Raw genomic sequence first — 22449 nt, forward strand, 5'->3', positions numbered from 1 at the left:
AACGCACTGGCCGCCGCGGCGGCCGGGGCGGGGCTCGGCGTCGACCTCGAGCAGGTGGCCGCCGGTCTGCTCGGCGCCGCGCTCTCCGGGTTGCGCATGGAGCTCGCCCAGACCGCCGCCGGCGTCACCATCATCAACGACGCCTACAACGCCAACCCGACCTCGATGGCCGCCGCCCTGGGTGCCCTCGCCCGGCTCGACGCCCCCAAGCGCATCGCGGTGCTGGGCACGATGGCCGAACTCGGCGACGACTCCGCCGCCGCCCACCGCGGGGTCGCCGACCTGGCGTCGTCGCTGGGCATCGACGTCATCGCCGTCGACGAGCCGACCTATGGCGACGATGTCGAGCACGTCGCCGATGCCGCCGCGGCCGCACAGCGCGTCGCGGCCCTCGGTGCACCGCTGGCCGTGCTGGTCAAGGGCAGCCGGGTCGCCGCGCTCGAGCGGGTCGCCGATCTACTCGCCGCGGACCAGTAGCGGCAGCAGCCGCCGGGTCTTCTCGTCGGTCCAGCCGGGGGGTTGCAGGATCGTGGCCCATGCGAACGGGACGACCCGCAGGTAGTGGTGGCCGTGCCCGTCGGGCACCCCGTTGGCGACCGCCATGTCCGCCGACACCTGCAGGAACGTCACGACCGGGATCCAGCGCATCGTCGGCAGCACGTCGCGGCCGCGCTTCTCCTTGAGCCAGTCGGGTTCGCGCAGCAGGAGCGTCGGGTTGAACCAGGTGACCGGGTCCGACGGGTGCTGGACGTAGACGATCCGACCCTGGCGCCACGGCGTGGCGGGCCGGTCGAGCTCGGTCTCGTCGGCGACGAACCGCACGTACTTGCCGCGGTTGAAGACCGGTTGCACCTGTGGGCTGCCCGGGTCGCGGTTGCGGGTCGTGTCCTCCCACAGCCGGTTGTTGAAGGTCGGGCCGGTGAACAGGGCGCCGTCGGTGCGGGCGGCCACCGTCGGGATCGAGCCGAACGGTGACTCGCCGGCGAAGCTGCCGAGTGATTCGCCGAAGACGACGAGCTTGGGGCGCTGGGCCTCGGGGAGGTCGCGCACGCGTTCGCTGACCGCCTCGAACAACGCCGTGCCGGCCTGGCGGGCGCGCTCCTTGTCGACGAGGAAGGAGATCCAACTCGGCAGGTAGGAGTACTGCATCGACACCAGGGCGGTGTCGCCGTTGTACATGTACTCGAGCGTGTCGATCTCGGACTTGTTGAGCCAGCCCAGCCCGGTGGCGTTGCCGATGGCGATGAGCTTGCGCCGGAAGCCGCCGGTGCGCTCGAGTTCACGAACCGCCGCCTGGGCGATGTCGGTCAACTCCTCGCCCGACCCGAGACCGGCGTAGACACGGATCGGTTCCTTGGCGGGGGCGCCGTTGAACGCGGTCAGCTGGGCGACGGTCGGCCCCGAGGCGATGTTGACGCGTCCCTCACGGCCCAGAGAGTCCCAGCTCACCGTCGACCCCGGTCCACCCGACCGCAGCGGGGAGGTCGGGGCGGGGGTGTTGGCCTGCATCTCGTTGTTGGCCGCCGCGAACGTGTTGTTGAGGACCCGCATCACGCTCTCGACGAGCACGCCGTTGACCAGCAGCACCGTCAATGCGATCGCCGCGTAGGCGCCGAGGGCCGTCGCCAGGCGCGACGGGATGAACCGGCGCAGGAGGTCGACGAGTTCGCGCATCCCGATCAGCCACAGCTTGCCGATCAGCATGCACCCGAGGAAGACGCCCAACGCCACCGCCAGCACCAGGGGCACCGCGCCGAATCCGACGCGGTCGATGCCCATGAAGTCGCGGATCTCGTTCTGCCACCGCACGTTCCAGTAGGTCATCACCACGGCGTCGAACACCCCGACGAAGGCCAGCGCCCACCACCAGAAGCGCTGCGGTCGGGGCCACGCCCGGTCCCGCGAGACCATGAAGCGGGTCAGCCAGGCCAGCAGCACGCCGACCGCGTAACCGGCGGCGGCCGCACCGCCGGAGATGACGCCCTGGAAGATCCAGGTGCGCGGCAGCAGCGACGGCGTGCCCGACGCGAGCAGCAGGACTGTCGCGCCCACCATGCCGCCGTAGGACAGGTGGGTCAGCCGCCGGCGCGCACCCCAGTCGGAGACCGGGATGTCCGTCGACGCGGCGGTCCCTGCACCCATCAGTCGCGCGTCAGGTGCGGCAGGACCCGCTCGGTCTTCTCGTCGGTCCAGCCCTCGGGCTGCAGGATCTTGGCCCACGCGAACGGCACCGCCCGCAGATAGTGGTGGCCGTGCCCGTCGGGAACGCCGGTGGCGACGGCCATGTCCGCCGACACCTGCAGGAACGTCACGACCGGGATCCAGCGCGTCGCCGGGAGCACGTCGGCGCCCCGCTTCTCCTTCAGCCAGTCCGGCTCCTTGAACAGCAGGTTCGGGTTCCACCAGGTGATCGGGTCGGACGGGTGCTGGATGTACACGACGCGCTGGTCCTCGAGCCACGGCGCGTTCGGCCGGTCGAGGTCCTTCTCGTTTGCGATGAACCGGACCATCGAGCCGTTCTGGTAAATCGGCAGCACCACCGGCGAGCCGGCGTCGCGATCGCGGGTCGTGTCCAGCCACAGCTGGTTGTTGAAGGTCGGACCGGAGAACAGCGCGCCGTCGGTGCGGTTCGCAATCGTCGGGATGGAGCCGAAGGGCGATTCACCGGCGAAGCTGCCGAGGGATTCGCCGAAGACGACGAGCTTGGGCCGCTGCCCCTCGGGGAGCAGGCGGATCCGGGCGCTCACCTTCTCGAACAGCTGGATGCCGGCCTGGCGGGCGCGCTCCTTGTCGACGAGGAAGGAGATCCAACTCGGCAGGTAGGAGTACTGCATCGACACCAGGGCGGTGTCGCCGTTGTACATGTACTCGAGGGAGTCGATGTAGGCCTTGTTGAGCCAGCCGCTGCCGGTCGACGAACCGACGGCCACGACCTTGCGCTGCAGACCGCCGGTGCGCTCGAGTTCGCGCACCGCGGCATCGGCGATGTCGTCGAGGTCCGGAGCGGAGTCGAGTCCGGCGTAGACGCGGATCGGTTCCTTGGCGGGGGCGCCGTTGAACGCGGTGAGGTCGGCGACGGTCGGGCCCATGCCCATGTTGGCGCGGCCCTCGCGCCCCAGGGAGTCCCAGCTCACCGTCGAACCGGGTCCGCCCGAGCGCAGCGGCGACGTCGGTGCGACGGTGTCGGCCTTCGTCTCGTTGTTGGCCGCGGCGAACGTGTTGTTCAGGACCTTCATGATGTTGTCGACGAGGACGCCGTTGACCAGCATGACGGTCAGCGCGAGCGCGACGGCTCCGCCGGCGACGGTCGCGATGCGCGGCGGGATGAACGAGCCGAGCAGCCGCACCAGCCAGACCACCCCGCGCGCCCACAGCTTGCCGATGTACACCAGCAGCAGGAAGACCACTACGGCCAGCGCCAGCATGGCGACGGCGGCCAGGGTCGCGTTGCCGAGACGGTCGACGCCCATCAGATCGCGGATCTCGTTCTGCCACCGAATGCACCAGTAGGCCATGATGATCGCGTCGACGACGGCGACGAAGGCCAGCGCCCACCACCAGAACCGCTGCGGGCGCGGCCACGGGTCCGAGCGCGAGACCATGAACCGCGCGAGCCAGGTGACGAAGACGCCGACCGCGTAGCCGACGGCCGCGGCTCCGCCGGAGACGACGGCCTGGAAGTACCAGCTGCGCGGCAGCAGCGACGGAGTCATCGACGCCAGCAGCAGGATCGTCGCCCCGACCAACCCGCCGTACGACCAGTACGACATGTGCTCGCGGAAATCCCGCAGCGGTTTGCGGGCCTTGCGGGTGGTCGGCATGGCGGTCCTTCGGTCGACGACTTTGCGTCAACCTACCAAGGCCCGCGATCAGTCGTCGTGGTTGGCGGCGTTCGCGACGATGACGTCGTGCAGCCATTGCGCCAGACCCGGCGACCGATCGTCATAGGTCTTGGTGAACCGCTCGTCGGCGACGTACATCTGGGCCAGATTCACCTGCATCGCGTGGCCGCAGTCGTAGAACCGGTTGATGCCGGCGCGATGCCGTTCGGCGAGGGCGTTGGCCTCGTCGCTGCCGGGGGACACGCCGGCGGCCTTCGCCGCGGCCAGGTCGCCCATCAGCGCCTCCTGCTCGTCCTTGACCGCCTGCCAGTCGGCCTTGCCCATCGTCGCGGTGCGCTCGCGGCTCTGCCGCCACGCGTCGGTGTCGCCCCAGCGCTCCTGCGCCTCCATCGCATAGTCGTCGCGCACCGAGAGCCAGTCGTCGCCGAACAGTTCGACCTGCTCGGCCGCGGTGAGGCGGGTGCCGTTGTTCTCGTTCGCCATGAGTTCCTCCAGGGCTGCGACCATCTGGTGGAGGCGATCGATCCGCTCGCTGAGCAGCTTGTGCTGCGATTCGAGCTGGGACGGACCCGAGCCGTCCGGATCGTCGAGCAGGGTCGCTATCTGCTCCAGGGAGAGCCCGACCTCGCGGTAGACGAGCACCCGGTGCAGGCGCTCGACGTCGACGTCGGAATACAGGCGATAGCCCGCGGCGCTGCGCGCGCCGGGCACCACCAGGCCGATGTGGTCGTAGTGGTGCAGCGCGCGAACGCTCACGCCGGTGAGATCGGCGACCTCGCCGACCGTGTAGGTGTTGCTCTCCTCGCTCACACCGACCAGGGTGCTCCCTGACGCGGCGTCAGGGTCAAGCCCTTAGTTGGGGAGCTGGAAGACGAAGGCGTTGCTGTCCTTGGCGCAGGCGGCCAGGATGTTCTCCCCGTTCGACGGCCCACAGGTCCAGCCCTGGATCATCTGCTGCTGCCCGGTCGCGATCTTCGGGCCGTATTCGGCGGCGACCTTCTTGGCGGTGTCGCACTTGATGCTGCCCTTGAGGATGACGAGCTCCAGCGCGCCGTCGGGGCCCTGGGTGGCACCGCACTTGGTGCCGGGCACGTCGGGGACGACCCGGTCGGCGGGGATCGACGTGGCCGGCGGGAGGTTGGGACCGGGCTCGATGGGGATGCCGTTCGCGTCGGTGGACGTCGACGGGCGCGCCGTGCTCGAGGAGGTGCTCGTCGCGCTGGTGGTCGAATCGGAGGCCGTGCTCGAGGAGGTGCCCGAGTGGTCCTGCGCCTGCGCGCACGCCAGGACGGTGAATCCGGCGGCGCCGATGATTGCCGCGGTGCCGAGGGCGCGCGTGATCAGAGTCTTGGTGGTAGCCAACATGATCTCCAGGGTAGCGAAGCGGGCCTTAAGTTTTGATGAATGCGACGGCTGCCTGCGAGAATGCCGGGCGTGACTACTGCAGCGCCCGGCTTCACCGTCGGCACCCGCCTCGAGTCCGGGCTCGGGCGCACCGGCGTGATCACGACGCCGCACGGTGAGGTCGCCACACCGGCCTTCATCCCGGTCGGGACCAAGGCGACGGTGAAGACCGTGCTGCCCGAGGCCGTCGCCGAGCTCGGCGCGCAGGCCGTGCTGGCCAATGCCTACCACCTGTACCTGCAGCCGGGTCCGGCGATCGTGGACGCCGCCGGCGGACTCGGCGCCTTCATGAACTGGCCTGGCCCGACCTTCACCGACAGCGGCGGATTCCAGGTCATGTCACTGGGCGCCGGGTTCAAGAAGGTCATCGAGATGTCGGCCCGCCAGACCCCCGACGACGACAAGATCGCCGCGGGCAAGGAGCGGCTGGCCGACGTCGACGACGACGGGGTGAACTTCAAGTCGCACATCGACGGCACGATGCACCGGTTCACCCCTGAGCTGTCGATGCAGATCCAGCACCAGCTCGGCGCGGACATCATCTTCGCCTTCGACGAGCTCACCACGCTGATGAACACCCGGTCGTATCAGGAGAACTCGCTGGAGCGGACGAGGTTGTGGGCGATCCGATGTCTCGTCGAGCACAACCGGCTCTGCGTCGAGCGCAGTCACCGACCGCAGCAGTCGCTGTGGGGTGTCGTGCAGGGTGCCCAGTACGAGGACCTGCGGCGCAAGGCCGCGCGCGACCTCGCCGAGTTGGGCCGGCGCGACGCGGAGCAGGGCGGCAAGGGCTTTGGCGGCTTCGGCATCGGGGGCGCGCTGGAGAAGGACAACCTCGGCACGATCGTCGGGTGGGTCAACTCCGAGCTGCCCGAGGACAAGCCCAAGCACCTGCTGGGGATCAGTGAACCCGACGACGTCTTCACCGCCATCGAGAACGGCATCGACACCTTCGACTGCGTCTCGCCGACCCGGGTCGCGCGCAACGGTGCGGTCTACACCCGCGACGGCCGCATCAACATCACGAACGCCCGGTTCCGCGATGACTTCGCGCCGCTCGACGCCGAACTCACCAACTACAGCTCGCAGTACTCGCGCGCCTACCTGCACCACCTGTTCCGCGCCAAGGAGGGACTGGCACCGACTCTGGCGACGCTGCACAATCTTTCGTTCATCACCGAGATGGTCGACGGTGCGCGTCGTGCGATCGAAGACGGCCGCTACGAGGAGTACCGGGACGACTTCCTGGGCAGGTACTACAGCGCTTGAGCGGGTGACCTAGCGCTGGAGCGACTCGATCCGCGCCGCGATCATTTCGACCCATTCGGCAATCAGGTCCTCGTCGCCGACTTCGAGGGAAGGCAGCCCCAGGAATTGGGACATGTTCCGCTGGGCGAACAGGCTATTGAGCGCAATCGTCGCTATGGCTGAGGACTGGTCGTCGGTTGCCGCCGGCGCGTGCTGATGCACCCACCGGGCCATGCCGGTGTACGACTCGCCGATGAGGGCCGAGAGTGTTTCGGCGAGCTTCTTCGGCTTGTCGCGCAGTTCGGATGCCATGATCCGCAGCAGTTGCGACTCCTCATCAATGACTTCGAGCGTGTAGCGACCGAGCACGGTCAGCTCGGACCGCAGGTCGGTGAGACCCTCGAAGATCATCCGGATGTCGCGCAGGGCGCGAAGGCGGTCTGCGTGCCGTTCGATTCCGGCTTCGAGGAGCTGTTCCTTCGATCGGAAATGGTGGTAGAGCCCGCCCGAGCCAGGTGTCAGACCGGCGGCCTCTTCGATCTGCGCAACACTCGTCGCGCGGTAGCCCTGTTCGCCGAACAGTCGCATGGCCTCATCGATGAGGCGTTCGCGCGTCGGTGGCGGCGCAGTCACAGTCGGATCCCTCCCATTGACAAGCCCTAAGTAGGCACTTAGTGTAGCCAAGTAGCCGACCAAAGTGAACACTTAGGAGAAGCCAGTGAGTACCGAGACGGTCGATCCGGGTCTGGAGACGATGTGGGAACCGTGGTGCGCTGACGATGTCTTCACCGCATATGAGACCTGGCGCCAAGACCGCGGGCCTGTCGCGTTCGATGCGGGCACCCAGACATGGTTCGTCGTCGGATACGCCGCTGCGAGAGAAGTGCTGACTGGCGATGGATGGAGTAGCGATCCGCTCTCCTCGGATGTCGTCCGCGACGGATTGGCATTGCAGGGCATCGACGATCTTCCGTTCGGCGGGGGGATGCTGACGGCCGACCCTCCCGCCCACGGGAGGATGCGAGATGCGGTGCGAGATGTCTTTACCCCGAACTACATCGATCAATTGGCGCCTGGAATCGATGCCATCGCGGCTGGAGCCGTGGACGCGATACCGCGCGGCGAGCAAGTCGAGTTCATGACGACGATCGCCCGACCCTTTCCCGTTGCGGTCATTGCCGAATGGCTGGCCCTGGACCCCGTGACAACAGCGATCCTGTGGGACCGCGCGGACGACCTCGTCCGGCTGCTGGACGGGGTAATCGGCGTCGAGCCGTCGACTGGGACGATTTCTGCGATGAGCGGCCTGGTGGCCGAGTTCCTCCCGATCGCCGCGTCGCGGCGGATACACCCTGGCGATGATCTGCTGAGCCTGCTTGCAGGCGACAAAGACCTTGCACTCGACGAGGTGGTGGCCAACGCGATCCTGTTGGCAGTTGCGGGGCACGAGACGACCGCGGGTCTGCTGGGTAATGCATTGGTTCGCCTGTTGTCAGGTGCCGAAGGCGAACGGTTGGCCGATCGCATCGGCCTGGTCGGGCCCACCGGCGTCGATGAGTTCATTCGGCTTGATGGCCCGCCTCAGGCGGTTGGTCGGACCAGCCTGCGTGAGCAATGCCTCGAGGGTCTTCGCCTGCTCGCGGGTCAGCGGGTCATCGTTGTGGTCGCCGCCGCGAATCGGGATCCCGGGGTGTTCGAACGACCAAGCTCCTTTGATCCCGAGCGGCGGTCACTACCGCATCTTGGACTGGGATTCGGTCGTCACCGATGCCTTGGAGGCGCACTCGCCAAGTTGGAAGCGAGGATTGCACTCAACCGGATACTTGCACGTGATCCGGTTCTGGTCCCCGGTTCTGTCCAGTTGCGCCGCACCAGCCTCCTCCGGGCGCCGGAGTCGGTGCGGATCGAGTTCCGCCGATGAGTAGGAAGGAGAGTTCCGGGGCCGATCACCAGGACGGGTTCGCCGTTGTCCGCGGCGGCCGAGTCAAGCGGACTCTTCCAGTCGCCGGCTTCGCTGCCCGAGCGGCCGGCGGGCGGATTCTAGCGGGGCTCCGGGCCGGCGCGGGTGACCCAGATGCGCTAGAGCGCTTCCACGAGAAGACGTCTGAGCGATATGCCGATCTGCTCGGACATTCGAAAGGTGTGCTGATGAAGGCTGGGCAACTCTTGTCGACGTTCGATGTCGACACAGATGCCGACGGCCCCATGGCCACCTACCAACAGGCACTTCAGCGACTCCAGGCGGATGCGCCGCCGATGGACTCCGCGCTGGTGGCCGAGATAGTGGAGTCCGACTTGGGTGGCCGGATCGGTGACCTCTTCGTTCGTTTCGACCCGGATCCGATGGCGGCCGCCTCTATCGGCCAGGTACACCTCGGACTCCTTCGCGACGGCCGGAAGGTGGCGGTGAAGGTTCAATACCCGGGTGTGGCCAAGGCGATTCGGGATGATCTCGCCAATACCGAACTGTTGGCCACCGTCATCAAGTTGGGGGTCTCGCTGAGCCCTCGGGCCATGCGAACCAATCAGCGGGCCGCCGCGGCGGAAGTCGCGGAGAGGATCGCCGAAGAACTCGATTACCGCCGCGAGGCGCGCAACATCGCCCGCTTCCATGACCTGTTTGCCGGCCACCCCTTCATTCGCGTGCCTGAGGTGTTACCAGAGCTCTGTGGTCCCCGAGTCCTGACGATGACGTTCGTCGAAGGGATTGGTTGGTCGGAGGCGAAGGAGGCCGACCGAACCCTTCGCGATCAGTGGGGTGAGGCCATCAGCTACTTCGCGACGAGTGCGTATCGCCACAGCAACCTCTTCAATGCCGACCCGCACCCGGGCAACTATCGGTTCGGGCTCGACGGGTCGGTGGGGTTCGTCGACTTCGGTTGTGTCAAGCAGTTCCCCGAGTACGTGCGTTACGGGATCGTCGCGATGTTCCGTGCGACGTGTGACCATGAGAAGGACCGGCTGCTGGAGTTGCTGCACTCGTATGGGTTTGTCGATCCCGGTGTCGACTTGAGTGCGGACGAGGCCTTCGAATGGTGGGCGATGTCGGCAGGACCGGTGCTCGCCGACCAACCACACACCTACGTTCCGCGTGACGGCACAGATATGGTGCGTTCGCTGTTCGACAGCGGCTCGGTGGGTGTCGCGATGCGAAAGATGACGATTCCCAGCGACTACCTCATGGTGAGCCGCATCAGTATGGGCATGAACTCAATACTGAGCCAGTTGCAGGCAACGATGGATCAGCGGGACCAGCTCGATACCCTCGATGGAGTCGCCGAGCCGCGTAGCCCGTATGCGCGGCAGCACTACGAGTGGGCGCGATCGCGTGGCTTGCCATTCGGCCTCGACCCGCGTTAGCGAAGGTCCGCACGTCGTCTACTCCGGGGTCTTGAACACCCACGGCTCGCGCGGGATGAGTTGTGGGTCGAAGCCGAAGCGCTCGAGCATCACCGCGGCGGTCACCGACTCGCCCTCGCCGGCCAGGCCCAGCGACCGGGCCATCGCATCCACGACCCGCTGTGTCGAGACCCCTTGTGCCGCGAGGTCGGCCAGCGTGACCGCGCCGTCGCGCTTGGACAGTCGCCGGCCGTCGGCGTTCACCACCAGCGGCACGTGCCAGTAGGTCGGCGGTTCGTGGCCGAGGAGGGTCGCGAGATAGGCCTGCCGCGGCGCCGAGGCGAGGAGGTCGTCGCCGCGGACCACCTGGTCGACGCCGGATTCGGCATCGTCGACGACGGCGGCCAGGTTGTAGGCGGGGGTGCCGTCGCCGCGGCGCAGCACGAAGTCGTCGACCGCGCCGGTGTACGCGCCGCCGTGCAGGGGATCGTCGACGGTGAACGTCTCGACGTCGGCGCGCAGCCGGACGGCCGGCGGCCGCCCCGACGCGCGGCGTTCGGCGAGCTCGGCGTCGGACAGGTTCAGACACGTGCCCGGGTAGGCGCCCTCGGGCGCGTGGGGCGCGCGCGGGGCGTCGAGGACCTCGCGCCGCGTACAGAAGCACTCGAAGGTCCGACCGGCCGCCGCCAATGAGTCGATCACCTCGTCGTAGCGGAGGCGTCGCGACGATTGGTAGCGCACGCGGCCGTCCCAATCGAGGCCGATGGCGGCGAGGTCGGCCAGCTGACGGTCGTCGGCGCCGTCGACGCTGCGCTCGTCGAGGTCCTCCATCCGCATCAGGAAGTCCCGGCCGGTGCTGCGGGCGAACAGCCACGCCAGCAGCGCGGTCCGCAGGTTGCCGACGTGCAGATCCCCCGAGGGTGACGGGGCGTAGCGGCCGGCGGACATGGGGCAAAGACTAGTGCGCCCGTCGGAGGGAGATGGAACGATGATGCCCGTGGACCTCCCGGTGAACCCGCCCGTCGCCCCGATGCTCGCGAAGGCCGTCACGGCGGTGCCGCGCCAGCCCGACGACGGTCCCGCGTGGCTGTATGAGCCGAAATGGGACGGCTTCCGCGTGCTGCTGTTCCGTGACGGCGACGAGGTCGAGATGGTTTCGCGCGGCGGCAAGGACCTGGCCCGCTACTTTCCCGAGGTCGTGGCGGCGGCGAAGGCCGAGCTGCCGGAGAAGGTCGTGCTCGACGGCGAGATCGGGGTGCCGAAACTCTTCGCGAACGGTGTGCACCGGCTCGACTGGGATGCGCTGAGCCAGCGGATCCACCCGGCCAAGTCCCGCATCGACATGCTGGCCTCCTCGACGCCGGCCATCGTCATCGGCTTCGACGCCCTCGCACTGGGCGAGCGGGACCTGATGAGCGCGCCGTTCGAGGATCGGCGCGCGGCGCTGCTCGAGGCGACCGACACCGGGAGCACGCGCGAGCGGGGGACGATGCGCGTCAGTCGGGTCACCGACGACACCGAGGTCGCCCAGCGCTGGTTCTCCGCCTTCGAGGGCGCCGGGCTGGACGGGATCGTCGCCAAGGACCGTCGCGGGGTCTATGTCCCCGGCAAGCGGGAGATGCTCAAGATCAAGCACAAGCGGACCGCCGACTGCGTGATCATCGGCTACCGGGTGCACAAGAGCGGCACGGGTGTCGGTTCGATGCTGTTGGGCCTGCACGGCGACGACGGCGAGCTGCGCATGGTGGGCGGGTCGAGCGCGTTCAGTGACGCCACGCGGCTCGAGCTGCAGGAGCTGCTCGAGCCGATGCGCCTGGACCCCGACAAGCCCCATCCCGGCGAGCTCACCCGTTGGCGCCAGGCCGGCACCGGCGAGTTCTATCCGGTGCGCCAGGAGCTGGTCGCCGAGTTCGCCTACGACCAGATGGAGAACGGGCGCTTCCGGCACACGGTGAAGTTCCTGCGGTGGCGGCCCGATCGGGAACCGTCGAGCTGTCGCTACGACCAGCTCGAGGTGCCCCTCGACTACGACCTCTACTCGGTACTCGAGGGCTCCTGATGGCCCCGTCCGGGAAGGCCCCCGCGATCGAGGTCGACGTCGACGGGGTGCCGGTGCGCCTGTCCAGTCCGGACAAGCCGTTCTTCCCCGAGCTGGGTGACGAGGCGGGGTGCAAGAAGGCGCTGTTCGACTACTGCGTGGCGATGGCCGGAACCGCCGCCGAACCCGGTCCGCTGCTACGCGCGCTCCACCGCCGCCCGACCTTCCTGCAGCGTTTTCCCGACGGCATCACCGGCGACGAGGTCTATCAGAAGCACCTGCCCCGCAAACACCCCGACTACCTCCACGAAACACTCATCGAGTTCCCGTCCAAGCGCACCGGTCACGCCCTGTGCCCGACCATCCCCGCCGACCTGGCATGGGCCGCCCAGATGGGGACCGTCACCTTCCACAGCTGGCCCACCGTCGACGGCGGGGAGGAGGATCCCAACAACCATCCCGACCAGCTCCGCATCGACCTCGACCCGCCCGACGGTCGGGACTTTGACGAGGTGCGCGGCGTCGCCCTCGACGTCGTGAAACCGGTGCTCGACGAGCTGGCCCTGCCCGGATTCGTGAAGACCTCCGGCAGTCGAGGGATCCACGTCTTCATCCCGATCCGTCCGCAGTGGGGTTTCATCGCCACTCGGCGGGCCGCGATCGCCCTCGGCCGTGAGATGGAGCGTCGCGCACCCGACCGGATCACCATGTCGTGGTGGAAGGAGGAACGCGGCGAACGGGTCTTCATCGACTACAACCAGAACGCCCGCGACCGCTCCATGGCGTCGGCGTATTCGGTGCGCCGCAGCCCGACCGCCCGGGTCTCGACGCCGGTCACCTGGGCCGAGCTCGTCGATGTCGACCCGCAGGACCTGACGATGGCGACGGTTCCCGGGTTGATCGCCGAGCGCGGCGACCCGTGGGCGCAGATGACCGCCGCCGCCGTCGGGGTCGAACCGCTGCTGGAAATGGTCGCGCGCGACGATGCCGACGGCCTCGGCGATCTGCCGTATCCGCCGAGCTTCCCCAAGATGCCGGGCGAACCGCCGCGGGTGCAGCCCAGCCGCAAGGTGCCCGAGCACTGGGACCAATGGGGCAATCCTCGCCCCAAGGCCTAGGCGCCCGCCGCCGGCAGAGTTAGGGTGACCTACATGAGGCGGATACTTGGAATCCTTACCGCGACAACGGCAATCGCCGCCGTCCTGGCCCCTGCGACCGCACCGTCGGCCACCGCTGCACCCGGCCGCGCAGCCGTCGACGTCTTCCTCGCCGACGGGGCCACCCCGGTCGGGTCGACGGTGCTGCACCCCGGCGACAAGCTGGTGGTGAAGGGCCGCGGCTTCGACCCCGCCGCCAACACCTCCGGCTTCCCGCTGCCGGTGCCGCCGGGCGTCCCGCATGGCACCTTCATCGCCTTCGGTGCCTTCGCCCCGCACTGGAAGCCGTCGGCCGGCGCACCCGAAGCGGCCCGCGCCACCGCGCGCAGCGGCGTTCAGTGGGCGATGGCGCCGAGTGCGCTGAACCGGGTGCCGACCGCGCCCTTCGACTTCCGTCGCACGATCCGCCAGCAATGGGTCCCGTTGCACGCCAACGGCACCTTCACCGCCAAGCTGACGCTGTCGACGCCGAAGTCGATCCCCGCGAACGCCCGCTGGGGCGTGTACACCTACGGCGGTGCCGGCTCGGACAACCCGGCGCAGGAGTTGCGCATCCCGGTGCGGTACAGCACCGCGCCCGGTCCGAACACCCCGGCCCCGCCCCGGCGCAACCTGATCTGGGCGTACACCCCGTCCTTCTACCGAACCGTCACCGGCGCCGCCGAGGGCACCGTCGCCGGCAGCGACGGCGCCACCGTCGACAAGGCCGGCCGCATGTCCTTCGAACTGCGCAGCGGCTCACTTCGGGGCGGCACCGGGGTGCTGAGGTTCCACGGCACGGTCGTCGCGTACACGCGCTTCCACCTGTACGAGGTCGCCCTCGCCGACCCGGTGCTGCGCGTGCGCGGCGGTCACGGCGTCCTGAGCATGCGGACCTCGACCACCAACATGAACGGCACCGACCGGCTGCGCCGCATCGACATCGCCGACATCGATCTGCGCGGCGCCGGCGCCGACGGCAAGCGGGCCGCGCGGGTGGCCTTCCGGCCGGGTATCAGCCCCGAGGTACTCGCCCTGCTGTCCACCGGGACCGCGGCGCCGCTGGACCTGCGCCTGTCGGCCGGCTAGCTCATTTCGTCGACATCGCGTCGGCGAGCCACCTGCCGTCGCTCCACGTCATGTCGACGGTGACCACCATGCGTTGGCTGTCCTCGGTGATCGCACCGGGCCGGTGCGCGGTGTTGGCGACCGTGAGCGTCACCGTCGCCGACTTCTTCGTGCAGTCGGCGACCGATTCGTGGAGGACCTTCGCGTCGGTGCGGGATTGAGCGGCGGTCGGGTTCTTGTCCCGCATCGTGAACAGGGCATCGGCCGTGTCTCGGACCTTCGCGTACAGCTTCGGCGTCGACCGGTCCCGGATTCGCGCGAGGTATGCCTCCTTCGTCGTGTCCGGGTCCAGCGACGAGACCGCGGTGACGTAACCGGCGGCGGCCGTGCCGACGCTGTCGCAGTGGTCACCGGCCAACGCGCGGTAGCCGAGGTACCCGCCGACGCCCAGTGCGGCCAGCAGTACGACGACCGCGGCGAGGACGGCGACGATGATCCCGGCCGAACCCTTCCCGCGCGGCTGTTGGGGACCGGGTGGCGGGTACGCGCCCGGGGGCGGGTAGCTCGGGGGCGGCGGAAAGGTCGGCGCGGACTGCTGCGGTTCGCGTTGTTCAGTCATGCGGTGACGGCCTCCGATACGGTCCGAGGTACACCAGTGCGGTGTTGACGGCGAACACGACGGCCACTGCGATCCACACCGCGGGCGGTGCGAACGTGGCGAGGGCGAGGATCGCCGCCGCGAGGATCGCCACGCGCAGTATCGGTTCCAGGACGCGGTTCGGGTAGCGGGCCTTCGGCGCGACGAACAGTGCCCACAGTCCGGCGGTGATGCCGAGGACGACGACCACCCACAGCCAACTGTCGAGCGTCGACGTTCCGTGGCGCCACGCCCACGTGCCGAGCGCGGTGAACGCGACGAGTTCGACGACGAACGCGACGACGTCGTTAGCGGTGATGCGTGCTGGTTCGGCCATGTGGATCACTCCCCGTGGCCGAGGCTACGCCGTCAGTGCATTCCGGGACCGGGCATTCCGCCGGGGCCGTACAGATTCGGCCCGCCGCACTGTGCCGGGAAGACCCAGGCGGTGCCGTGCGCCGGGACGTACGCGATCGACGGGTACTGCAGCCCGTTCGGGCAGGTGTAGGTGCCGTGGCCGATGCCCGCGGCGTCGCCCTTGTTGGTGCACTTGGCGCCCACGCAACGGATCTGGGGGCCGGCGTCGGCCAGGCCGGTGCCCGCGATCGCCGCTCCGGCGACTCCCAGCGCGGCCGCGATGCCCAGGGTCAGTCGTTGTGCCTTGGTCATGTCGTTCTCCTCCCGAGGGCCGTTTGCCGCGAGTGCGACAGTGGCGATGGCGAATTCGGTAGCACGAATCTAGCGGTTGCGGGGGCGCGCGTCCCCGGGTCGGTGAAATTCGAGTAGTGCGCTACTCGCGCCCGCAGGGCGTTCGGCTCCTAGCGTCGTCGGTGTCCGAATCCCCGACCGAAGGACCGAACCATGAATTCCAACAAGTACGCCGCCGCGCTGTCCGCCGTCGCGATTGCCGCCGGCCTCGCCGTGGCAGCGGCCCCGGCGGCCGAGGCGAAGGGCATCGCCACGTTCAGCTCGCGCAACGGCCAGCTCGTCGCCTACGCCCGATACATGCGTCCCGGCCCCAAGAGCTGTGTGTTCCAGCGCCGCGTGAAGCCCGAGCTCGACGGCCCGATGAGCGGATCGATCGACGGCGGCACCGTGAGCCTGGCGTCCCGGCGCACGAACGGCACGATAATGGCACTGTCGTCGCGTCGGCTGCCGCGCGGCTGGTACGACGTGTCGCTGTCGTGCTCGAACGACCCGACCGACGGGTACATGACGTCGGAGATCTCGCAGGGCGGCCGCGTCTACAACCGGTAGCCCGCTAGCGCAGGTAGACGCGGGCGGCCGAGCCGCCGAGGTCGTTGGAGCGCTGGTCGATGCAGCCGCCGGTCATCTCATAGCCGGTCCGGCGGGGCAGCCGCTCGGTGAAGACCTTGACGACCGGGCCGCGACCGCTGCGGTAGTACTGCTTGTGGTTGTAACCGGTGCCCAGAGATCCGAGTGCACTCTCGATCGGGCCCTGGAAGATCCGCTTCATCTCGCAGTCGACGTGCCGGTTCGGCAGTCCCGAGGCGATCATCACGATGCGATCGCCCTCGGCGGCGAAGCGGTACCGCGGCCGCGCGTCGGCGGTCGTGGCGGTGGCGAGCAGGGTGCCGGCCGCGAGTGTGGCGACGGCGAGGGAGGTGGCGGCGCGAAGGGTCGTCATGCGACGACCCTAAACGACCCGGCGCCGCACCGCCGGCCAGCCGCGAGGACTACAGGTTGACGCGGCCGAACCGCTGGACGACGGTCGCGCCGTTGCGGCCGGTGCAGTCCATCGACACGGCATACGACCCGCGCGGCAACGGCCGCGAGGACAGGCGGATCGCCGGTCCCGACGTCCGGCCGGTGGCCGCCTTCGTGAAGTAGCTGTCGTTGGAGAAGGTGCTCATCGGGCCGTCGACCTGCGGCTTGAGCTCGCGCCACAGCGTGCAGGTCTTGAGGCCCGGAGGCAGGCCGTAGGCATGACCGGAGATGGTGCCGCGCCCGCCGGTCAAGACGATGCGCGGCGCCGCGTCGGCCGGTGCCGCCGTCAGCGCGACGGCGGCCGCGCTGCCGACGGCGACCACGGTGGAGACCAGCTTCGTCGAACGCACGGCGACTCCTCTGCTCGGGCTAGGTGACCGGGACCCGGATCGTGCCGGACCGACGCAGGATGAGGTGCGTCTGCATGCGACAGGTCAGGCGGACCGGGTAGACACCGGGCGGCTTGGGGGTGGAGCGCGCCGTCGCCGTCTCGGTGAGCTCGTAGCGCTCGTAGAGCGGCTGCCACGCCTTGACGCCCAGCGAACCGAACCACGGGTCCCCGTAGTAGCCCTCGAACAGGCAGACCTTCTCGCCGCGGGGCATCCCCGTCGCGAGGAAGGCCAGCTTGCGGTTCGAGTGATAGAACTTCACGTGCGGGCTGTAGTTCGGGATCGGGAAGGCGCGCGGCGGGATCGGTGCCGGGGCGGCCTCGGCGGGCGCGGCCTGCACCGAGGCACCGATCATTCCCGACGCGGCGACGGTCGCGAGGGCGAGTGCGGCGGCGAGCTTCATGTCGTTCCCCTAGCGCTGGTTGGGGCGCTGACCCGGCTGGCCCTGGTTGCCGCCGCGCGGACCCTGCTGGCCGTGCGGGTTCTCACCGCGCGGACCCTGGTTCTGGCCGCGGGGACCCTGCTGGTTCTGGCCGTACGGGCCGCGGTTGCCCCAGGGGGTGACGCGCAGTCGGCCGTCGCGTTCGGCGATGATGCGGCGCAGGCCGATGCCCTCGGGGCGGCCGACGCAGATCAGGCGCACGTTGTAGAAGCCCGGGCGCATCGGACGGGAGAACAGGGTGACCTCGCGGCGGGTGGTGTAGCGCTCGGCCATCTGGACGTTGTCGCCCAGCGAGCCGGACTCCGGGCCCTGCAGGCCGCGGTAGAAGTGGCAGGTCTTCGGGCCGTAGGGCAGGCGCGTGGCGCTGGCCACGAGGCGCTGGTTCTCGACGGTGAACTGGATGCGGGCGTAGGGCGACGACGGTACGGCCTGGGCGGCGGGCGCGGCGATCAGTGCGGCGCCGGTGGCGGCAGCGGCACCGGAGACCAGGACGGCGGACAGGATCTTCTTCATGTGGTTACCCCTCTGAGAAAGTTTGACGCACTGAAGTTACCGCACCGGGCGCCGACTGACCGGCTGCGCGGAAAATTCCCGGCAGCCGTGCAGGTGACGGTGGTGCAGGTGAGGGATCAGGCCCAGCGTCGACCGGTGATGGAGATCCACTGCTCGTCGACGGCGACGATCGTGTGCATCTGCGTCCGGCGGTTCCACACGAAGCAGGACATCCGCACCAGGTATCGGCCGCGGGGGAGGTAGCGCGACTTGATCGTCACGGCGTCGCCGCTCGTGACGCGATTGCCGACGGTGATCATGTCGTTGCCGAAGGAGCCGATGAGCAGCGCCGGGTTCGGCTGGCTGCGATCGAAGCCGCAGGCCTTGCGGCCCGGCGGCAGGTGGGTCGCCTCTCCGACGAGCCGGTAGCCGTCGGCCTTGAAGGTGACGGTCGCCGGCGGCGTGTCGGCCGCAGCCGGGGTGAGGGTCAGCGCCGTCGCGGAGACCGCGGCAACGGCGGCGATGGCAGAGACGATCTTGCGCATTGCTTCGCACCTCTTCTTATCGCGTGGCGGAGGATAGGGGATTCGAACCCCTGAGGGCTATTAACCCAACCCGCGTTCCAGGCGAGCGCCATAGGCCACTAGGCGAATCCTCCAGGCCTGGAGATCACTCCAGTGCTCAGCAGATGATAGCGGTGCGCGTCGGCGAAACCCAAAAGCGGTCAGCGCCGGTGGAGCGGGCCCGACGGCACCGTCTACACTTGACGGCGGATCCCGCGCGGCGTGCATCCTGTGAACTCCCCCAGGGCCGGAAGGCAGCAAGGGTCAACGGGCTCTCTCGGGTGCGCGGGGTCCTCAAACTTTGTCGGCTCGACCCAGCGAGAGGCTGCGGCCGTGAACTATCACTCCAGAAGTCCCGCCGAGCTTCGTGACATCCGCGACGACCTGCGCATCAAGTACGACGAGCTGAAGGCCGCCGGACTGAAGCTGGACATCACCCGCGGCAAGCCCTCCCCCGAACAGCTGGACCTGTCCAACGAGCTGCTCCACCTGCCCGGCGACGACTACCGCGACCCGGCGGGCACCGACTGTCGCAACTACGGCGGCGTCGACGGCCTGCCTGCGCTGCGCGAGGTTTTCGCCCCGCTGTTCGGTCTCGCGGCGACCGACGTGATCGCCGAGGGCAATTCCAGCCTGGACCTCATGCACGACCTGGTGGTCTTCGCGCTGTTGCACGGCACGGTCGGCTCGTCGAAGCCGTGGTCGGCCGGCCCGGTGAAGTTCCTGTGCCCGGCGCCCGGTTACGACCGTCACTTCGCGATCACCGAGAGCTTCGGCATCGAGATGATCCCGGTGCCCATGAACCCCGACGGTCCCGATGTCGACGTGTGCGCCGAGCTGCTCGCCCACGACGAGTCCATCAAGGGCATGTGGCTGGTGCCGACCTACTCCAACCCGACCGGCGCGACGACCAGCGAGCAGGTCGCGCGCGGGTTGATGGCGATGTCGGCGGCCGACGACTTCCGCATCTTCTGGGACAACGCCTACGCGGTGCACACGCTCGTCGAGGCGCCGCCGGAGCCGCTCCCGATCCTGGAGATCGCCGCGCAGGAGGGTCACCCCGACCGCGTCTACGCGCTCGGTTCGACCTCCAAGATCACCTTCGCCGGCGCGGGTGTGGCCTTCCTCGGTGCGTCGAAGGCCAACCTCGACTGGTTCCGCGGGCACCTGTCGCTCAAGACCATCGGCCCGGACAAGGTGAACCAGCTGCGGCACCTGCGGTTCTTCCCGACCCCCGACGCGGTGCGCGAGCACATGGCGCGGCACCGGGAGATCCTCGCGCCGAAGTTCGACCTGGTCCTGGACATCCTCGACGACCGGCTCTCCTCGTCGAAGATCGCGTCGTGGAGCCGCCCGGAGGGCGGCTACTTCATCAGCGTCGACGTCCACGACGGCACCGCGACCCGCACGGTCGCGCTGGCCAAGGACGCCGGCATCGCACTGACCGCCGCCGGCGCCACCTTCCCGTACCGCCGCGACCCCAACGACGCGAACATCCGGCTCGCGCCGAGCTTCCCGGGCCTGGACGAGCTGCGGACCGCGATGGACGGATTCGCCACCTGCGCGCTGCTGGCCGCGACCGAGTCGATGCTCGGCCAGGGTTCCTGACGGGGCGAACATGTCTCCGACCAGCTCCTCGACCCGTGCGCGCACGGTTCTGACCGTCGTCGGCGCCGTGCTCGTCGCGGTGGTCGCGCTATGGCTGCAGAACGTGATCGTGCCGTTCAGCAAGCCGTTCTGGGGGCTGTTCGACAATCAGCTCGACCTGGGCGTCTACCGCGCGGGCGCGCAGACCGTGCTCGACGGCCACGACCTCTACGAGGCCAAACTGCTCAGCCAGATGGACTACACCTACACCCCGTTCTCCATCTTCGGGTTCGTCCCCTTCGCGTGGATGCCGATGGGGGTGGCGCGCGTGGTGTGGATCGTCGGCATCCTCCTCGCGCTGTACCTGACCGTCATGATCAGCTTCCGCAGCCTGGGCCGCGCGGTGACGTGGCGACTGCGCGTGATCGCCGTGTCGCTGGTGACGGTGATGATGTTGCTCGAGCCGGTGCGCACCACCATTTGGTACGGCCAGATCAACATCTTCCTGATGGTCGTGATCCTGGCCGACCTGCTGCGCGACGATTCGCGTCTGCGCGGCGTCGCGACCGGTCTGACCGCCGGGATCAAGCTGACGCCGATGCTGTTCGCGGTCTACCTGCTGGCAATCCGCCGGACGCGTGCCGCGATCGGGGTCGTGATCGGCTTCGTCGTCTCGGTGCTGGTGGGCTTCCTCATCCTCCCGGGCACGTCGTGGGACTACTGGACGTCCAAGCTGCGCGACTCGAACCGGGTGGGCACGCCGCTGACCCCCGGCAACCAGTCGCTGCGCGGGGTGCTGGCCAACATCGGGAACACCAACACCCCCAGCACCGTCGCCTGGCTCGCCCTGGTGGTGCTGGCGCTGGCGTTCGGGCTGGGGGCGGCCGTCGTCGCCCACCGCGTCGGGCAGGAACTGGTCGCCCTTTCGCTGGTGGGCATGACCTCGTGCGCGGTGTCGCCGATGGCGTGGGGCCACCACTGGGTGTGGTTCGTGCCGCTGCTGGTGTTCGCGCTCAACTGGACGGTCGACGCGACGCGGTCGGCGGTGTCGCGGATCGTCGTCGGCCTGCTCGCGCTGGCCGGGTTCCTCGCCGCGTTCTCCTGGCGCACCTACCTCGGCTACCCGACCTGGCAGTTCAACCAGACGCGCGACGACGCCTATCTCATCGGCCTGTTCTTCAAACACGGCTCGGTAAAGGCGCTGGACCTGTTCGTCTACGAGCCCTTCGTCTGGATCTTCGCAGCGACCGTCGTCGCCGTGCTGGTGGCGTGGGGGAACAAGCCTCCTGCACCCGCTCCGGCTGTCGGGGCGCACCGCTAGGCTGGTCCGCGTGGCCCTGTATCGCACCTATCGCCCGGCATCCTTCGCCGAAGTCGTCGGTCAGGACCATGTCACCGACCCGTTGAGCCGCGCCCTCGACAGCGGCCGGATCAACCACGCCTACCTGTTCTCCGGGCCCCGCGGCTGCGGCAAGACGTCGTCGGCACGCATCTTGGCCCGGTCCCTGAACTGCGAGCAGGGGCCGACGTCGACGCCGTGCGGGGTCTGCGACTCGTGCGTCGCGCTGGCGCCCGGCGGACCGGGCAACCTCGACGTCATCGAGCTCGACGCGGCCAGCCACGGCGGCGTCGACGACACGCGGGAACTGCGCGACCGGGCCTTCTTCGCACCCGCGCAGTCGCGGTACCGCGTGTTCATCGTCGACGAGGCGCACATGGTCACCAACGCGGGCTTCAACGCGTTGCTCAAGATCGTCGAGGAGCCGCCCGAGCACCTGATCTTCGTGTTCGCCACGACGGAGCCGGAGAAGGTGCTCCCGACGATCCGCTCGCGCACCCACCACTACCCGTTCCGCCTGTTGGCCCCACCGGTGATGCGCGGTCTCCTCGAGCGCATCGTCGCCCAGGAGGGCGTGACCGTCGCCCCCGAGGTCTACCCGCTGGTCATCCGTGCCGGCGGCGGCTCGCCGCGCGACTCGCTGTCGATCCTCGACCAGCTGCTCGCCGGCGCCGGCGATGACGGCGTGACCTATGAGCGCGCACTGTCGCTGCTCGGGGTCACCGACGTCGCCCTCATCGACGAGGCCGTCGACGCGCTGGCCACCGGCGACGGTGCGGCCCTGTTCACGACGGTCGAGTCCGTCGTCAACGCGGGGCACGACCCGAGACGCTTCGCCGTGGACCTGCTCGAGCGCCTGCGGGACTTGATCCTGTTGCAGGCGGTGCCCGACGCGGCCGAACGCGGCCTCGTCGAAGCTCCCGGGGATCAGCTCGCCAGGATGCAGTCGCAGATCGAGGGCCTGGGGCCGGCGATGCTGGCGCGCTCGGCCGAGACCGTGCACGAGGCGCTCGGCGAGATGCGCGGCACGACCTCGCCGCGCTTGCTGCTCGAGGTGATGTGCGCGCGTCTGCTCCTGCCGGAGACGACGGCCGACGACGCGGCACTGCTGACCCGCATCGAACGACTGGAATCCGGGGTGCCCGCGCCGTCCCCGGCTGCCTCCGCCGCGCCGACCGCCGCTGCGGCGCCGGCCCC

The 22449-nt window shown here is 69.1% G+C and carries 25 protein-coding genes, 1 tRNA gene and 1 other RNA gene; 12 read left to right on the top strand and 15 right to left on the bottom strand.

All coding sequences use genetic code 11. The annotated features are described in order from the left end of the window. Positions 1 to 477 (top strand): glutamate ligase domain-containing protein (locus QM634_RS13965; protein WP_415043385.1); only part of this gene is annotated, 477 nt, incomplete at its 5' end. Here the strand turns inward: QM634_RS13965 and QM634_RS13970 are convergent. The 4 genes from QM634_RS13970 to QM634_RS13985 are packed head-to-tail and all read right to left on the bottom strand — an operon-like array spanning position 457 to position 5207. Beyond that, positions 457 to 2142, bottom strand: a complete 1686-nt coding sequence (locus QM634_RS13970; protein ID WP_415043386.1) for an alpha/beta hydrolase — start codon at positions 2140 to 2142, stop codon at positions 457 to 459. The two genes, QM634_RS13965 and QM634_RS13970, sit on opposite strands and share 21 nt — an antisense overlap. Next, the gene (locus tag QM634_RS13975) at positions 2142 to 3821 is read right to left on the bottom strand and encodes an alpha/beta hydrolase (RefSeq protein ID WP_415043387.1); all 1680 of its coding nucleotides are present in this window, start codon (positions 3819 to 3821) and stop codon (positions 2142 to 2144) included. The genes QM634_RS13970 and QM634_RS13975 overlap by 1 nt, the downstream gene beginning before the upstream one ends. Before the next feature lie 48 nt (positions 3822 to 3869). Beyond that, complete coding sequence (locus tag QM634_RS13980) at positions 3870 to 4652, bottom strand: MerR family transcriptional regulator (protein ID WP_415043388.1); 783 nt, start codon at positions 4650 to 4652, stop codon at positions 3870 to 3872. Positions 4653 to 4694: 42 nt separating this feature from the next. Further along, positions 4695 to 5207, bottom strand: a complete 513-nt coding sequence (locus QM634_RS13985) for a hypothetical protein (protein WP_415043389.1) — start codon at positions 5205 to 5207, stop codon at positions 4695 to 4697. A gap of 69 nt (positions 5208 to 5276) precedes the next feature. Here QM634_RS13985 and tgt point away from each other — a divergent pair, with 69 nt between their 5' ends. Continuing rightward, on the top strand, positions 5277 to 6515 hold the full coding sequence (gene tgt, locus QM634_RS13990) for a tRNA guanosine(34) transglycosylase Tgt (RefSeq protein ID WP_415043390.1): 1239 nt from the start codon (positions 5277 to 5279) through the stop codon (positions 6513 to 6515). 9 nt (positions 6516 to 6524) lie between these two features. Here the strand turns inward: tgt and QM634_RS13995 are convergent, their stop codons facing one another. Then, positions 6525 to 7082 (bottom strand): TetR/AcrR family transcriptional regulator, encoded by a 558-nt coding sequence (locus tag QM634_RS13995; RefSeq protein ID WP_415043409.1) that lies wholly within the window; start codon positions 7080 to 7082, stop codon positions 6525 to 6527. 130 nt (positions 7083 to 7212) lie between these two features. On the opposite strand from QM634_RS13995, the gene QM634_RS14000 reads away from it, so the two are divergent. Together QM634_RS14000 and QM634_RS14005 are read left to right on the top strand one after the other, a co-directional pair. Beyond that, a complete protein-coding gene (locus QM634_RS14000; protein WP_415043391.1) occupies positions 7213 to 8415 on the top strand; it encodes a cytochrome P450 in 1203 nt (400 codons plus the stop codon). Then, positions 8412 to 9854 (top strand): ABC1 kinase family protein, encoded by a 1443-nt coding sequence (locus tag QM634_RS14005; RefSeq protein WP_415043392.1) that lies wholly within the window; start codon positions 8412 to 8414, stop codon positions 9852 to 9854. The genes QM634_RS14000 and QM634_RS14005 overlap by 4 nt, the downstream gene beginning before the upstream one ends. Positions 9855 to 9872: 18 nt before the next feature. Here QM634_RS14005 and gluQRS read toward each other — a convergent pair whose 3' ends face one another. After that, positions 9873 to 10781 (bottom strand): tRNA glutamyl-Q(34) synthetase GluQRS, encoded by a 909-nt coding sequence (gluQRS, locus tag QM634_RS14010; protein WP_415043393.1) that lies wholly within the window; start codon positions 10779 to 10781, stop codon positions 9873 to 9875. Positions 10782 to 10830: 49 nt separating this feature from the next. On the opposite strand from gluQRS, the gene QM634_RS14015 reads away from it, so the two are divergent. From QM634_RS14015 to QM634_RS14025, 3 genes are read left to right on the top strand one after another with little or no spacing between them, the layout of a single operon-like run. Further along, positions 10831 to 11892, top strand: coding sequence for an ATP-dependent DNA ligase (locus QM634_RS14015; protein WP_415043394.1), 1062 nt, complete (start codon positions 10831 to 10833; stop codon positions 11890 to 11892). Then, positions 11892 to 12989: a DNA polymerase domain-containing protein gene (locus QM634_RS14020; RefSeq protein ID WP_415043395.1), complete on the top strand. Its 1098-nt coding sequence runs from the start codon at positions 11892 to 11894 to the stop codon at positions 12987 to 12989. The genes QM634_RS14015 and QM634_RS14020 overlap by 1 nt, the downstream gene beginning before the upstream one ends. A 33-nt stretch (positions 12990 to 13022) precedes the next feature. Further along, a complete protein-coding gene (locus tag QM634_RS14025; RefSeq protein ID WP_415043396.1) occupies positions 13023 to 14096 on the top strand; it encodes an HtaA domain-containing protein in 1074 nt (357 codons plus the stop codon). Between the two features lies 1 nt (position 14097). Here QM634_RS14025 and QM634_RS14030 read toward each other — a convergent pair whose 3' ends face one another. The 3 genes from QM634_RS14030 to QM634_RS14040 are packed head-to-tail and all read right to left on the bottom strand — an operon-like array spanning position 14098 to position 15381. Continuing rightward, the gene (locus tag QM634_RS14030; RefSeq protein ID WP_415043397.1) at positions 14098 to 14694 is read right to left on the bottom strand and encodes a hypothetical protein; all 597 of its coding nucleotides are present in this window, start codon (positions 14692 to 14694) and stop codon (positions 14098 to 14100) included. After that, positions 14687 to 15049, bottom strand: a complete 363-nt coding sequence (locus tag QM634_RS14035) for a YrdB family protein (RefSeq protein WP_415043398.1) — start codon at positions 15047 to 15049, stop codon at positions 14687 to 14689. The genes QM634_RS14030 and QM634_RS14035 overlap by 8 nt, the downstream gene beginning before the upstream one ends. A 32-nt stretch (positions 15050 to 15081) precedes the next feature. Then, positions 15082 to 15381, bottom strand: a complete 300-nt coding sequence (locus tag QM634_RS14040; protein ID WP_415043399.1) for a hypothetical protein — start codon at positions 15379 to 15381, stop codon at positions 15082 to 15084. A 192-nt stretch (positions 15382 to 15573) separates the two neighbouring features. On the opposite strand from QM634_RS14040, the gene QM634_RS14045 reads away from it, so the two are divergent. Further along, a complete protein-coding gene (locus QM634_RS14045; protein WP_415043400.1) occupies positions 15574 to 15969 on the top strand; it encodes a hypothetical protein in 396 nt (131 codons plus the stop codon). A 4-nt stretch (positions 15970 to 15973) separates the two neighbouring features. On the opposite strand, the gene QM634_RS14050 is transcribed toward QM634_RS14045, so the two are convergent. From QM634_RS14050 to QM634_RS14075, 6 genes are all read right to left on the bottom strand, one after another. Continuing rightward, positions 15974 to 16360, bottom strand: coding sequence for a hypothetical protein (locus QM634_RS14050; RefSeq protein WP_415043401.1), 387 nt, complete (start codon positions 16358 to 16360; stop codon positions 15974 to 15976). A gap of 49 nt (positions 16361 to 16409) precedes the next feature. Next, a complete protein-coding gene (locus QM634_RS14055; protein WP_415043402.1) occupies positions 16410 to 16790 on the bottom strand; it encodes a hypothetical protein in 381 nt (126 codons plus the stop codon). Between the two features lie 19 nt (positions 16791 to 16809). Further along, on the bottom strand, positions 16810 to 17232 hold the full coding sequence (locus QM634_RS14060; RefSeq protein WP_415043403.1) for a hypothetical protein: 423 nt from the start codon (positions 17230 to 17232) through the stop codon (positions 16810 to 16812). 9 nt (positions 17233 to 17241) lie between these two features. Then, positions 17242 to 17784, bottom strand: a complete 543-nt coding sequence (locus tag QM634_RS14065) for a hypothetical protein (protein WP_415043404.1) — start codon at positions 17782 to 17784, stop codon at positions 17242 to 17244. Positions 17785 to 17900: 116 nt separating this feature from the next. Then, positions 17901 to 18308 (bottom strand): hypothetical protein, encoded by a 408-nt coding sequence (locus QM634_RS14070; RefSeq protein WP_415043405.1) that lies wholly within the window; start codon positions 18306 to 18308, stop codon positions 17901 to 17903. A 24-nt stretch (positions 18309 to 18332) separates the two neighbouring features. Further along, a tRNA-Ser gene (locus QM634_RS14075) sits at positions 18333 to 18421 on the bottom strand. A 110-nt stretch (positions 18422 to 18531) separates the two neighbouring features. Here QM634_RS14075 and ffs point away from each other — a divergent pair. The 4 genes from ffs to QM634_RS14095 all read left to right on the top strand — a co-directional run. Beyond that, an RNA gene (ffs, locus tag QM634_RS14080) (signal recognition particle sRNA small type) lies at positions 18532 to 18626 on the top strand. Between the two features lie 33 nt (positions 18627 to 18659). Then, positions 18660 to 19934: an aminotransferase class I/II-fold pyridoxal phosphate-dependent enzyme gene (locus tag QM634_RS14085; protein ID WP_415043406.1), complete on the top strand. Its 1275-nt coding sequence runs from the start codon at positions 18660 to 18662 to the stop codon at positions 19932 to 19934. Between the two features lie 10 nt (positions 19935 to 19944). Then, a complete protein-coding gene (locus tag QM634_RS14090; RefSeq protein WP_415043407.1) occupies positions 19945 to 21234 on the top strand; it encodes a glycosyltransferase 87 family protein in 1290 nt (429 codons plus the stop codon). Between the two features lie 10 nt (positions 21235 to 21244). Beyond that, on the top strand, positions 21245 to 22449 hold a 1205-nt coding region (locus QM634_RS14095; protein WP_415043408.1), incomplete at its 3' end, for a DNA polymerase III subunit gamma and tau.

The organism is Gordonia sp. (in: high G+C Gram-positive bacteria), assembly GCF_047606305.1.
Classification (GTDB): domain Bacteria; phylum Actinomycetota; class Actinomycetes; order Mycobacteriales; family Mycobacteriaceae; genus Gordonia.

What these genes read in the sequence shown, in the direction of transcription:
- QM634_RS13970 (WP_415043386.1), bottom strand. Translation starts at nt 2,142, where the DNA reads ATGGGTGCAGGGACCGCCGCGTCGACGGACATCCCGGTCTCCGACTGG.
- QM634_RS13975 (WP_415043387.1), bottom strand. Translation starts at nt 3,821, where the DNA reads ATGCCGACCACCCGCAAGGCCCGCAAACCGCTGCGGGATTTCCGCGAG.
- QM634_RS13985 (WP_415043389.1), bottom strand. Translation starts at nt 5,207, where the DNA reads ATGTTGGCTACCACCAAGACTCTGATCACGCGCGCCCTCGGCACCGCG.
- QM634_RS13995 (WP_415043409.1), bottom strand. Translation starts at nt 7,082, where the DNA reads ATGCGACTGTTCGGCGAACAGGGCTACCGCGCGACGAGTGTTGCGCAG.
- QM634_RS14005 (WP_415043392.1), top strand. Translation starts at nt 8,412, where the DNA reads ATGAGTAGGAAGGAGAGTTCCGGGGCCGATCACCAGGACGGGTTCGCC.
- gluQRS (WP_415043393.1), bottom strand. Translation starts at nt 10,781, where the DNA reads ATGTCCGCCGGCCGCTACGCCCCGTCACCCTCGGGGGATCTGCACGTC.
- QM634_RS14020 (WP_415043395.1), top strand. Translation starts at nt 11,892, where the DNA reads ATGGCCCCGTCCGGGAAGGCCCCCGCGATCGAGGTCGACGTCGACGGG.
- QM634_RS14025 (WP_415043396.1), top strand. Translation starts at nt 13,023, where the DNA reads ATGAGGCGGATACTTGGAATCCTTACCGCGACAACGGCAATCGCCGCC.
- QM634_RS14030 (WP_415043397.1), bottom strand. Translation starts at nt 14,694, where the DNA reads ATGACTGAACAACGCGAACCGCAGCAGTCCGCGCCGACCTTTCCGCCG.
- QM634_RS14035 (WP_415043398.1), bottom strand. Translation starts at nt 15,049, where the DNA reads ATGGCCGAACCAGCACGCATCACCGCTAACGACGTCGTCGCGTTCGTC.
- QM634_RS14040 (WP_415043399.1), bottom strand. Translation starts at nt 15,381, where the DNA reads ATGACCAAGGCACAACGACTGACCCTGGGCATCGCGGCCGCGCTGGGA.
- QM634_RS14045 (WP_415043400.1), top strand. Translation starts at nt 15,574, where the DNA reads ATGAATTCCAACAAGTACGCCGCCGCGCTGTCCGCCGTCGCGATTGCC.
- QM634_RS14050 (WP_415043401.1), bottom strand. Translation starts at nt 16,360, where the DNA reads ATGACGACCCTTCGCGCCGCCACCTCCCTCGCCGTCGCCACACTCGCG.
- QM634_RS14060 (WP_415043403.1), bottom strand. Translation starts at nt 17,232, where the DNA reads ATGAAGCTCGCCGCCGCACTCGCCCTCGCGACCGTCGCCGCGTCGGGA.
- QM634_RS14065 (WP_415043404.1), bottom strand. Translation starts at nt 17,784, where the DNA reads ATGAAGAAGATCCTGTCCGCCGTCCTGGTCTCCGGTGCCGCTGCCGCC.
- QM634_RS14070 (WP_415043405.1), bottom strand. Translation starts at nt 18,308, where the DNA reads ATGCGCAAGATCGTCTCTGCCATCGCCGCCGTTGCCGCGGTCTCCGCG.
- QM634_RS14090 (WP_415043407.1), top strand. Translation starts at nt 19,945, where the DNA reads ATGTCTCCGACCAGCTCCTCGACCCGTGCGCGCACGGTTCTGACCGTC.